9 protein-coding genes and 1 rRNA gene are annotated in these 12,190 nt (G+C 66.6%); 8 read left to right on the top strand and 2 right to left on the bottom strand.

Annotated features, from left to right (window positions below; translation table 11 throughout):
- Window positions 1-197 precede the first annotated feature (197 nt).
- From OG588_RS36615 to OG588_RS36630, 4 genes are all read left to right on the top strand, one after another.
- Window positions 198-2,417 (top strand): polyribonucleotide nucleotidyltransferase, encoded by a 2,220-nt coding sequence (locus tag OG588_RS36615; protein WP_405950964.1) that lies wholly within the window; start codon window positions 198-200, stop codon window positions 2,415-2,417.
- Window positions 2,414-3,793 carry a M16 family metallopeptidase gene (locus tag OG588_RS36620; protein ID WP_405950965.1) on the top strand — a complete coding sequence of 460 codons (1,380 nt, stop codon included), beginning with the start codon at window positions 2,414-2,416 and terminating at the stop codon, window positions 3,791-3,793. Before OG588_RS36615 ends, OG588_RS36620 begins: the two co-directional genes overlap by 4 nt.
- Window positions 3,794-3,854: 61 nt before the next feature.
- Window positions 3,855-4,607, top strand: coding sequence for a 4-hydroxy-tetrahydrodipicolinate reductase (dapB, locus tag OG588_RS36625; protein ID WP_405950966.1), 753 nt, complete (start codon window positions 3,855-3,857; stop codon window positions 4,605-4,607).
- 10 nt (window positions 4,608-4,617) lie between these two features.
- Window positions 4,618-5,070, top strand: coding sequence for a hypothetical protein (locus tag OG588_RS36630; protein WP_405950967.1), 453 nt, complete (start codon window positions 4,618-4,620; stop codon window positions 5,068-5,070).
- 99 nt (window positions 5,071-5,169) lie between these two features.
- Here the strand turns inward: OG588_RS36630 and OG588_RS36635 are convergent, their stop codons facing one another.
- Together OG588_RS36635 and OG588_RS36640 are read right to left on the bottom strand one after the other, a co-directional pair.
- Entirely contained in the window at window positions 5,170-5,724 is a 555-nt protein-coding gene (locus OG588_RS36635) for a hypothetical protein (RefSeq protein ID WP_405950968.1), read from the bottom strand.
- A 122-nt stretch (window positions 5,725-5,846) separates the two neighbouring features.
- Window positions 5,847-6,086 (bottom strand): hypothetical protein, encoded by a 240-nt coding sequence (locus OG588_RS36640; protein ID WP_393764770.1) that lies wholly within the window; start codon window positions 6,084-6,086, stop codon window positions 5,847-5,849.
- 213 nt (window positions 6,087-6,299) lie between these two features.
- Between OG588_RS36640 and thyX the strand changes: the two genes are divergently transcribed.
- The 4 genes from thyX to OG588_RS36660 all read left to right on the top strand — a co-directional run bounded on the left by thyX (window position 6,300) and on the right by OG588_RS36660 (window position 12,008).
- Window positions 6,300-7,040, top strand: a complete 741-nt coding sequence (thyX, locus tag OG588_RS36645; RefSeq protein ID WP_405950969.1) for an FAD-dependent thymidylate synthase — start codon at window positions 6,300-6,302, stop codon at window positions 7,038-7,040.
- Between the two features lie 211 nt (window positions 7,041-7,251).
- Window positions 7,252-8,151 (top strand): 4-hydroxy-tetrahydrodipicolinate synthase, encoded by a 900-nt coding sequence (gene dapA, locus OG588_RS36650; RefSeq protein ID WP_405950970.1) that lies wholly within the window; start codon window positions 7,252-7,254, stop codon window positions 8,149-8,151.
- A gap of 128 nt (window positions 8,152-8,279) precedes the next feature.
- Window positions 8,280-9,965: a ribonuclease J gene (locus OG588_RS36655; RefSeq protein WP_405950971.1), complete on the top strand. Its 1,686-nt coding sequence runs from the start codon at window positions 8,280-8,282 to the stop codon at window positions 9,963-9,965.
- 515 nt (window positions 9,966-10,480) lie between these two features.
- Window positions 10,481-12,008 (top strand): 16S ribosomal RNA (locus tag OG588_RS36660).
- Window positions 12,009-12,190 lie beyond the last annotated feature (182 nt).

Below are 12,190 nucleotides of genomic sequence, written 5' to 3' on the forward strand. Positions count from 1 at the left end.
CACGTGCGACAGAGCACGACCACGAAGAGGAGAAGCGCGCCTCGCAGCCGCCGGTCCTCGGTAGTGGCCCCCGGGCAGGAAAGCCCCGGGTGCTTCGATCGAAGACCGGCCCGCATCAGACAGCGCTTCTCCGCCACCGTCCCCCCGCCACACGGGCGGGGAGGGACGAAAGACGACAAGTAACGGAGAAAACGCTAGTGGAGAACGAGACCCACTACGCCGAGGCCGTCATTGACAACGGCACTTTCGGCACCCGCACCATCCGCTTCGAGACGGGCCGCCTGGCCAAGCAGGCCGCCGGCTCCGCCGTGGCGTACCTGGACGACGACACCATGGTGCTGTCGGCCACCACCGCATCCAAGAAGCCCAAGGAAAATCTCGACTTCTTCCCCCTCACGGTGGACGTCGAGGAGCGGATGTACGCCGCCGGCAAGATCCCCGGCAGCTTCTTCCGCCGTGAGGGCCGCCCCTCCGAGGACGCGATCCTCACCTGCCGGCTGATCGACCGCCCGCTGCGCCCGTCCTTCAAGAAGGGCTTGCGCAACGAGATCCAGGTCGTCGCCACGATCATGGCGCTCAACCCCGACCACCTGTACGACGTCGTGGCGATCAACGCCGCCTCCGCGTCCACGCAGCTGGCCGGTCTGCCCTTCTCCGGCCCGATCGGCGGCGTCCGCGTCGCGCTGATCAACGGCCAGTGGGTCGCGTTCCCGACGCACACCGAGCTCGAGGACGCCGTCTTCGACATGGTCGTCGCCGGTCGTGTCCTGGAGGACGGCGACGTCGCGATCATGATGGTCGAGGCCGAGGCCACCGAGAAGACCATCGCGCTGGTCGCGGGCGGCGCCGAGGCGCCGACCGAGGAGATCGTCGCCTCGGGTCTGGACGCCGCGAAGCCCTTCATCAAGGTGCTCTGCAAGGCCCAGGCCGACCTCGCAGCCAAGGCCGCCAAGCCCACCGGCGAGTTCCCGGTCTTCCTCGACTACCAGGACGACGTCCTGGAGGCCCTGACCGCCGCAGTCAAGAGCGAGCTGTCCCAGGCGCTCACCATCGCCGGCAAGCAGGACCGCGAGGCCGAGCTGGACCGCGTCAAGGAGATCGCCGCCGAGAAGCTGCTCCCGCAGTTCGAGGGCCGCGAGAAGGAGATCTCCGCCGCGTACCGCTCGCTGACCAAGTCCCTGGTCCGTGAGCGCGTCATCAAGGACAAGGTCCGCATCGACGGCCGCGGTGTCACCGACATCCGCACCCTGGCCGCCGAGGTCGAGGCCATCCCGCGCGTGCACGGTTCCGCGCTGTTCGAGCGTGGCGAGACCCAGATCCTGGGCGTCACCACCCTCAACATGCTCCGCATGGAGCAGCAGCTGGACACCCTCTCCCCGGTGACCCGCAAGCGCTACATGCACAACTACAACTTCCCGCCGTACTCGGTCGGCGAGACCGGCCGCGTCGGCTCCCCGAAGCGCCGCGAGATCGGCCACGGAGCGCTCGCCGAGCGCGCCCTGGTCCCGGTCCTGCCGACGCGCGAGGAGTTCCCCTACGCGATCCGTCAGGTCTCCGAGGCCCTCGGGTCGAACGGCTCGACGTCCATGGGCTCGGTCTGCGCCTCCACCATGTCGCTGCTGAACGCCGGTGTGCCGCTGAAGGCCCCCGTCGCCGGTATCGCCATGGGCCTGATCTCCCAGGAGATCAACGGCGAGACGCACTACGTCGCCCTCACCGACATCCTCGGTGCGGAGGACGCCTTCGGCGACATGGACTTCAAGGTCGCCGGCACCAAGGAGTTCGTCACCGCCCTCCAGCTCGACACCAAGCTGGACGGCATCCCCGCCTCCGTCCTGGCCGCCGCTCTCAAGCAGGCCCGTGACGCTCGCCTCCACATCCTCGACGTGATGATGGAAGCGATCGACACGCCGGACGAGATGTCCCCGAACGCCCCGCGGATCATCACCGTCAAGATCCCCGTGGACAAGATCGGCGAGGTCATCGGCCCGAAGGGCAAGATGATCAACCAGATCCAGGAGGACACCGGCGCCGACATCACGATCGAGGACGACGGCACCATCTACATCGGTGCCGCGCAGGGCTCGCAGGCCGAGGCCGCTCGCGCAGTGATCAACGGCATCGCCAACCCGACCATGCCGGAGGTCGGCGAGCGCTACCTGGGTACGGTCGTCAAGACCACCACCTTCGGCGCGTTCGTGTCGCTGCTCCCGGGCAAGGACGGTCTGCTGCACATCTCGCAGATCCGCAAGCTCGCCGGTGGCAAGCGCGTGGAGAACGTCGAGGACGTGGTCGGCGTGGGCCAGAAGGTCCAGGTCGAGATCGCCGAGATCGACTCCCGCGGCAAGCTCTCCCTCATCCCCGTCATCGAGGGTGAAGAGAGCGGCGACGACAAGAAGGACGACGACGACAAGTGACGTCGACCAGCTCCACGACGACGGCCCGTACCTCCTCGGAGGCGCGGGCCGTCGCCCGTACCCAAACCCTCATCCAGGGCACGAACGGCATCGGCACGGTCCGTAAGACCACCCTCCCGGGCGGCCTGCGCATCGTCACCGAGACGCTGCCCTCGGTCCGCTCCGCGACCTTCGGCATCTGGGCACACGTGGGCTCCCGCGACGAGACACCGTCCCTGAACGGCGCCACGCACTACCTGGAGCACCTCCTCTTCAAGGGCACGCACAAGCGCAGCGCGCTGGACATCTCTTCCGCGATCGACGCGGTCGGCGGCGAGATGAACGCGTTCACGGCGAAGGAGTACACGTGCTACTACGCGCGCGTGCTCGACACCGACCTGCCGCTCGCCATCGACGTGGTCTGCGACATGCTGACCGGCTCCCTCATCCGTGAGGACGACGTCAACGTCGAGCGGGGCGCCATCCTCGAAGAGATCGCCATGACGGAGGACGACCCGGGCGACTGCGTGCACGACCTGTTCGCGCGCACGATGTTCGGCGACAACCCCCTCGGCCGCCCCGTCCTCGGCACGGTCGACACCGTCAACGCCCTCACCGCGGACCGCATCCGCCGCTTCTACAAGAAGCACTACGACCCGACCCACCTCGTGGTCGCGGCCGCCGGCAACATCGACCACGACAAGGTCGTACGCCAGGTCCGCGCGGCCTTCGACAAGGCGGGCGCCTTCCGCACCCTCGAGGCGGCACCCATCGCCCCGCGCGACGGCCGCCGCGTGCTGCGCTCCACCGGCAAGGTCGAGCTGATCGGCCGCAAGACCGAGCAGGCGCACGTCGTCCTCGGCATGCCGGGCCTGGCCCGCACCGACGAGCGCCGCTGGGCGCTGGGGGTTCTCAACACGGCCCTCGGCGGCGGCATGTCCTCCCGCCTCTTCCAGGAGGTCCGGGAGAAGCGCGGCCTGGCCTACAGCGTGTACTCGTACACGTCCGGCTTCGCCGACTGCGGACTCTTCGGCGTCTACGCCGGCTGCCGGCCCTCGCAGGTCCACGACGTGCTGAAGATCTGCCGCGACGAACTCGACCAGGTCGCCGAACACGGCCTGTCCGACGACGAGATCGGCCGCGCCGTCGGCCAGCTACAGGGCTCCACCGTCCTGGGCCTCGAGGACACCGGCGCGCTGATGAACCGCATCGGCAAGAGCGAGCTGTGCTGGGGCGAGCAGATGTCCGTCGACGACCTGCTGGCCCGGATCGCGTCGGTCACCCCGGACGAGGTCCGCGAGGTCGCCCGCGAGATCCTGGGACAGCGGCCCTCGCTGGCGGTCATCGGCCCGCTCAAGGACAAGCAGGCGGCCCGACTGCACGACGCCGTCGCCTGACACCCGCCTTCGGAACCCGTATCCGGTTTCGGAACCCGTATCCGGTAAGGAAGCAAGAACGATGAGCAAGCTGCGCGTGGCGGTCCTCGGTGCCAAGGGCCGGATCGGTGCCGAGGCGGTACGAGCCGTCGAGGCCGCCGAGGACATGGAACTGGTCGCCGCCCTGGGCCGCGGCGACACCCTGGAGGCGCTCACGGCTTCGGGCGCCCAGGTCGCGGTCGAACTGACCACCCCCGCCTCGGTGATGGACAACCTCGACTTCTGCGTGGGCCACGGCATCCACGCGGTCGTCGGCACGACGGGCTGGACCGACGAACGCCTCGCGCAGCTGAACGGCTGGCTGGCCAAGTCGCCGGAGACGGGCGTCCTCATCGCGCCCAACTTCTCCATCGGCGCCGTACTCACCATGAAGTTCGCGCAGATCGCCGCGCCCTACTTCGAGTCGGTCGAGGTCATCGAACTGCACCACCCGAACAAGGTGGACGCCCCCAGCGGCACCGCCACGCGCACGGCCCAGCTCATCGCGGAGGCCCGCGCCAAGGCGGGCTCGGCCCCGGCGCCGGACGCCACGGTGACGGCCCTGGACGGCGCGCGCGGTGCGAACGTCGACGGCATTCCGGTGCACGCCGTCCGGCTGCGCGGCCTGCTGGCCCACCAGGAGGTCCTGCTGGGCGGCGAGGGCGAGACGCTGACCGTCCGCCACGACTCGCTCCACCACAGCAGCTTCATGCCGGGCATCCTGCTCGGCGCCCGCCGCGTGGTGACGACCCCGGGCCTCACTTTCGGCCTGGAACACTTCCTGGACCTGGGCTGAGACTCACGACATGCGCGCCAAACTCACCTACGCCGTCACGGCCGCCGTCCTGGTCTTCTACTTCGTCCTGGTCGGCAGCCGCGGCGTCATGCTCATACAGTCCGGCACGCTCATCACGGTCACCTTCGGGCTCGCGGTCCTGATCCTGCCGGTGATCGGCATCTGGTTCCTCTGGAAGAACACCCAGTTCGTCCGCAACGCCAACAAGCTCGCCGCCGAACTCGACGCCGAAGGCGGCCTGCCCGTCGACGAGTTGAGGCGCACCGCCGGCGGCCGCATCGACCGCGACTCCGCCGACGAGGTCTTCGCCAAGCGCAAGGCCGAGACGGAGGACGCCCCCGACGACTGGCGCAGTTGGTTCCGCCTCGCCGTCGCCTACCACGACGCCCGCGACACGCCCCGCGCCCGCAAGGCGATGCAACGCGCGATCGCCCTGCACGACGGCAGACCCGTCCAAGCCTGAACTCCCGAAACGCCTGTACGCCGAAGGGGCCGCCCCGCACCCACTGCGGACCGGCCCCTTCGGCACACGGTTGTGTGCCTCACGGTTGCTGTCGGGCGGTCAGCTCCGCCGGCACTCGTCGGACCACACCTCGACCGAGTCCGCGGCCCGGTCGAAGGAGGAGGCACGCGCCACGAAGTCGATGTCGTGCGTGGTCAGCAGCGCGGTCACGTCCTCCGGAGCACGGTCCTTCCGTACGAGGAGCAGCGCCTGCCCCTGCACCGTGCGCGGCAGCCCCAGCCAGCGCACCGGCTGCTGCACCGTGCGCACGGCGGCGACCCGGTCCCACCGCACCGTGAGGGTGAAGAGGAACCGCACCCGGCGCAGCCCGCGCGCGCTCACCCACACGCCCATGCGCAGCAGCCGCAGGGCGCAGAGAATGACGACCACCGCGATACCGAGGATCACCGCGGCCTCGGACCGCGAGCCGGTCAACGCGATGATGACGGCGGCGAACAACACGTACGACGCGAGCAGCAGCACGAGCGCTGCCGCCGCCACCCGCCACGGTCCGGGCCGGTAGGGGCGCCGCCAGCGGTCGCGGTCGTCGAACGGCAGCGCGAGCTCGTCCGCGGCCTCGAATGCGCGGTCGGCCGTAAGGAAGGGCAGGGGCACGGCTGGTGTCCTCACTGAATCCATGCGTGGGCTGTGCCCGGTGAGGCTATCCGGCCGTGTTCCCGCTCACCACCGTTGGGGGTCCGGATGAGTCATGGTCAGCTGTACGGCTGCGCGCCAGGTCAGCGATTGTCGGCGGCCTGGGACTGCTGGTTCTGGGTCGAGAGGTTGTCCTGGGACAGCGCCGGCATCCCGAGGACCAGGGAGCCCACGATTCCGGCGATGATGGTGAGGCCCAGGAGCCAACGCCCGGCTATCTGCCCGGCGGACGCACGCTCACGCGGCGGCGGGGTGACATTGCTGCGGAAGCGGTCGGTCTCGGCGATGAAGGCGAACGGAACGGGCTCGCGCCGACGGAACATCGGTGGTGCTTCTCCCCTCTGGGGTCGAGTCGGGATCGAACGGGTGGCTCTCACCAAGACAGACGAGCGAACGCCCCAATCGGTGCCCTGTTTCACCGAATTCGCAGAAGTTCGCCAATGAATGTCGCAGCACGGCACCGAACGCCCCGATGTCAGTGCCGGGCCGTAGAGTGGGCGCCGCCCGAGAGACGTGATGGAAGGACCCTCCGAGCCGTGACCGACACCCCCGCCGACGACCTCAAACCCAGTTTCCGCAGCGATGTCACCGTCGAGCTGGTCAAGCACACCGCGTCCGACGCGGACGTGCTCTTCGCCGCCCGCGTCTCGACGATCGGCGAGCAGTCCCTGGACGAGATGGGCAAGGACCCCGAGCGCTCCAAGGGCCTGATCAACTACCTGATGCGCGACCGGCACGGCAGCCCCTTCGAGCACAACTCGATGACGTTCTTCATCAGCGCCCCGATCCTCGTCTTCCGCGAGTTCATGCGGCACCGCGTGGGCTGGTCCTACAACGAGGAATCGGGAAGGTACCGGGAGCTCCAGCCGGTCTTCTACGTCCCCGGCGAGTCCCGCAAGCTGGTCCAGGAGGGCCGCCCGGGCAAGTACGTCTTCGTCGAGGGCACCCAGGCCCAGCAGGAGCTGGTCGGCCGCACCATGGAGGACTCGTACCGCCAGTCGTACGAGGCGTACCAGGAGATGCTCGCCGCCGGCGTGGCCCGCGAGGTCGCCCGTGCTGTTCTCCCCGTAGGCCTCTTCTCCTCGATGTACGCCACGTGCAACGCGCGCTCGCTGATGCACTTCCTCGGTCTGCGCACGCAGCACGAGCTGGCGAAGGTGCCGTCCTTCCCGCAGCGGGAGATCGAGATGGTCGGCGAGAAGATGGAGGAGCAGTGGGCCGAGCTCATGCCGCTCACCTACGCCGCCTTCAATGCCAACGGTCGTGTCGCCCCGTAGCGCACCTCTGTTTGCCGGTCGGGCACACATGTACGGATGGGCCGCACGAAGTGTCCGTATTGCGGCATTTGGAGAAGTTCATCTAGCCTGATCAAACGGACCCGGCACTGCTTGAACCCCCGAGCAGGCAGTGCCGGGCTCCATATTTGTCATGACTTGTCGCCTGCCCCTAGGGCAGACCCCGCATTGAGCAGCGAGTAGCGTGTCACCCATGGCTCCGACCTCCACTCCGCAGACCCCCTTCGGGCGGGTCCTCACCGCCATGGTCACGCCCTTCACGGCGGACGGCGCACTCGACCTCGACGGCGCTCAGCGGCTCGCTACCCACCTGGTGGACGCAGGCAACGACGGCCTGATCATCAACGGCACCACCGGTGAGTCCCCGACCACAAGCGACGCGGAGAAAACGGATCTCGTACGAGCCGTACTGGAAGCGGTCGGAGACCGCGCTCACGTCGTCGCCGGCGTCGGCACGAACGACACCCACCACAGCGTCGAACTCGCCCGCACGGCCGAACGCACCGGCGCACACGGCCTGCTCGTCGTCACGCCGTACTACAACAAGCCCCCGCAGGAGGGCCTCTACCGCCACTTCACGGCCGTCGCCGACGCCGCCGAACTGCCGGTCATGCTCTACGACATCCCCGGCCGCAGCGGCGTCCCGATCGGCACCGAGACCCTGGTCAGGCTCGCCGAGCACCCCAGGATCGTCGCCAACAAGGACGCAAAGGGCGACCTCGGCCGCGCCAGCTGGGCCATCGCCCGGACCGGCTTGGCCTGGTACTCGGGCGACGACATGCTGAACCTTCCGCTGCTCTCCGTGGGCGCGGTCGGCTTCGTCTCGGTCGTCGGCCATGTGGTCACACCCGAGCTGCGCACCCTGGTGGAGGCGTACGTCTCCGGTGACGTCCAGAAGGCCACCGAGATCCACCAGAAGCTGCTCCCCGTCTACACCGGCATGTTCCGCACCCAGGGCGTCATGACCACCAAGGCCGCGCTCACCCTCCAGGGGCTGCCCGCCGGACCGCTGCGCTCACCGATGGTCGAGTGCTCGCCCGAGGAGATCGCTCAGCTCAAGATCGATCTTGCCGCCGGCGGGGTACAGCTCTGACAACGGACTTCACAACTGAATACGCGGGGCTTCGGCGCCCGCACCCCACATCCGATAACTGCTTTTGCACGAACGTCATGCGCGCCACGTGCCCACAGGTACGTGGCGCGCATGGGTAGGAGAGTCTTTTGAGTCATCCGCATCCTGAACTCGCCCCGCCGCCCAAGCTCCCCGAGGGCGGCCTGAGGGTCACCCCACTCGGCGGCCTCGGGGAAATCGGCCGAAACATGACGGTCTTCGAATACGGCGGCCGTCTACTCATCGTCGACTGCGGCGTGCTCTTCCCCGAGGAGGAGCAGCCCGGAATCGACCTGATCCTGCCGGACTTCACGTCCATCAGGGACCGCCTCGACGACATCGACGGCATCGTCCTCACGCACGGCCACGAGGACCACATCGGCGCCGTCCCGTATCTCCTTCGTGAGAAGGCGGACATCCCGCTGATCGGCTCCAAGCTGACCCTCGCCCTCATCGAGGCGAAGCTCCAGGAGCACCGCATCCGGCCGTACACGCTGGAGGTCGCCGAGGGGCACCGCGAGCGCATCGGCCCCTTCGACTGCGAGTTCGTCGCGGTCAACCACTCCATCCCGGACGCGCTCGCGGTCGCCATCCGCACCCCCGCGGGCATGGTCGTCCACACCGGCGACTTCAAGATGGACCAGCTTCCGCTGGACGGTCGTCTGACAGATCTACACGCGTTCGCACGGCTGAGCGAGGAGGGCATCGACCTGCTCCTCGCCGACTCGACGAACGCCGAGGTCCCGGGATTCGTCCCGCCCGAGCGCGACATCTCGAACGTCCTGCGACAGGTCTTCGGCAACGCCCGCAAGCGGATCATCGTGGCGAGCTTCGCCAGCCACGTCCACCGCATCCAGCAGGTCCTGGACACGGCGCACGAGCACGGCCGCCGGGTCGCCTTCGTCGGCCGCTCGATGGTCCGCAATATGGGCATCGCCCGTGACCTCGGCTATCTCAAGGTCCCGCCGGGCCTGGTGGTGGACGTCAAGACGCTCGACGACCTCCCGGACAGCCAGGTCGTTCTGGTCTGCACGGGCTCGCAGGGCGAACCGATGGCCGCCCTGTCCCGCATGGCCAACCGCGACCACCAGATCCGCATCGTCGCGGGCGACACGGTGATCCTGGCCTCGTCGCTCATCCCGGGCAACGAGAACGCGGTCTACCGGGTCATCAACGGCCTCACCCGCTGGGGCGCCAACGTCGTCCACAAGGGCAACGCCAAGGTCCACGTCTCCGGACACGCCTCGGCCGGCGAGCTGCTGTACTTCTACAACATCTGCAAGCCGAAGAACCTGATGCCGGTCCACGGCGAATGGCGCCACCTACGGGCCAACGCCGAACTGGGCGCCATGACAGGCGTCCCGCACGACCGCATCGTCATCGCCGAGGACGGCGTGGTCGTCGATCTCATCGAGGGCAAGGCCAAGATCGCGGGCAAGGTCCAGGCGGGCTATGTCTACGTCGACGGCCTCTCGGTCGGCGATGTCGGTGAACCCGCGCTGAAGGACCGCAGGATCCTGGGGGACGAGGGCATCATCTCGGTCTTCCTCGTCGTGGACTCGTCCACCGGCAAGATCACGGGCGGTCCGCACATCCAGGCCCGCGGCTCCGGCATCGACGACTCGGCCTTCGTGGACGTGGTCCCAAGGATCACGGAGGTCCTGGAGCGCTCGGCCCAGGACGGCGTTGTAGAACCCCACCAGCTGCAGCAACTGATCCGCCGCACGCTGGGCAAGTGGGTCTCCGACAACTACCGGCGCAGGCCGATGATCCTTCCGGTCGTCGTGGAGGTCTGACCGTCGTACGACCCCCTCGTACGCGTGAACCTGGAGCGGGCCGCCTCGATTTGCATCGAGGCGGCCCGCTCCAGTACGTTTACGGCTCCGCCTGAGGGGGAACCCGGACACTTCGCGTGTACGGGAGCCACTCCCGAAGGGCCGGAAAATCCGACTCAGAACTTCTGATAAAGTCGGAACCGCCGGAAAGGGAAACGCGGAAGCGGAAACCTGGAAAGCACCGAGGAAATCGGGGCCGGAAACGGTCTGATAGAGTCGGAAACGCAAGACCGAAGGGAAAAGCCCGGAGGAAAGCCCGTGAGGGTGAGTACAAAGGAAGCGTCCGTTCCTTGAGAACTCAACAGCGTGCCAAAAATCAACGCCAGATATGTTGATACCCCGTCTCCAAACATCATTTGATGGTTGGGGCGAGGTTCCTTTGAAGAAAACATACAGCGAGGACGCTGTGAACGGTCGGGCTTATTCCGCCTGACTGTTCCGCTCTCGTGTGTGTCATTCCCGATTACGGGAAAACATTCACGGAGAGTTTGATCCTGGCTCAGGACGAACGCTGGCGGCGTGCTTAACACATGCAAGTCGAACGATGAACCACTTCGGTGGGGATTAGTGGCGAACGGGTGAGTAACACGTGGGCAATCTGCCCTGCACTCTGGGACAAGCCCTGGAAACGGGGTCTAATACCGGATAATACTCCTGCACTCATGTGTGGGGGTTAAAAGCTCCGGCGGTGCAGGATGAGCCCGCGGCCTATCAGCTTGTTGGTGAGGTAATGGCTCACCAAGGCGACGACGGGTAGCCGGCCTGAGAGGGCGACCGGCCACACTGGGACTGAGACACGGCCCAGACTCCTACGGGAGGCAGCAGTGGGGAATATTGCACAATGGGCGAAAGCCTGATGCAGCGACGCCGCGTGAGGGATGACGGCCTTCGGGTTGTAAACCTCTTTCAGCAGGGAAGAAGCGCAAGTGACGGTACCTGCAGAAGAAGCGCCGGCTAACTACGTGCCAGCAGCCGCGGTAATACGTAGGGCGCAAGCGTTGTCCGGAATTATTGGGCGTAAAGAGCTCGTAGGCGGCTTGTCACGTCGGGTGTGAAAGCCCGGGGCTTAACCCCGGGTCTGCATTCGATACGGGCTAGCTAGAGTGTGGTAGGGGAGATCGGAATTCCTGGTGTAGCGGTGAAATGCGCAGATATCAGGAGGAACACCGGTGGCGAAGGCGGATCTCTGGGCCATTACTGACGCTGAGGAGCGAAAGCGTGGGGAGCGAACAGGATTAGATACCCTGGTAGTCCACGCCGTAAACGGTGGGAACTAGGTGTTGGCGACATTCCACGTCGTCGGTGCCGCAGCTAACGCATTAAGTTCCCCGCCTGGGGAGTACGGCCGCAAGGCTAAAACTCAAAGGAATTGACGGGGGCCCGCACAAGCAGCGGAGCATGTGGCTTAATTCGACGCAACGCGAAGAACCTTACCAAGGCTTGACATACACCGGAAAGCATTAGAGATAGTGCCCCCCTTGTGGTCGGTGTACAGGTGGTGCATGGCTGTCGTCAGCTCGTGTCGTGAGATGTTGGGTTAAGTCCCGCAACGAGCGCAACCCTTGTCCTGTGTTGCCAGCGTGCCCTTCGGGGTGACGGGGACTCACAGGAGACCGCCGGGGTCAACTCGGAGGAAGGTGGGGACGACGTCAAGTCATCATGCCCCTTATGTCTTGGGCTGCACACGTGCTACAATGGCCGGTACAATGAGCTGCGATACCGTGAGGTGGAGCGAATCTCAAAAAGCCGGTCTCAGTTCGGATTGGGGTCTGCAACTCGACCCCATGAAGTCGGAGTTGCTAGTAATCGCAGATCAGCATTGCTGCGGTGAATACGTTCCCGGGCCTTGTACACACCGCCCGTCACGTCACGAAAGTCGGTAACACCCGAAGCCGGTGGCCCAACCCCCTTGTGGGGAGGGAGCTGTCGAAGGTGGGACTGGCGATTGGGACGAAGTCGTAACAAGGTAGCCGTACCGGAAGGTGCGGCTGGATCACCTCCTTTCTAAGGAGCATCTAGGCCGCTGAGCTTGCTCAGTGGTCCAGGGCCATTACGTCGGCACACGTTCGACGGTGGTTGCTCAAGGGTGGAACGTTGATTATTCGGCACTGTCCGTCATCTCGGGCTGCAAGTACTGTTCCTTTGGAGCGTGGAAAGCTGACCTCGAGTGGCGGCAGGGCCGGGCA

It is taken from the genome of Streptomyces prunicolor, assembly GCF_045162825.1.
Lineage (GTDB): Bacteria > Actinomycetota > Actinomycetes > Streptomycetales > Streptomycetaceae > Streptomyces > Streptomyces prunicolor.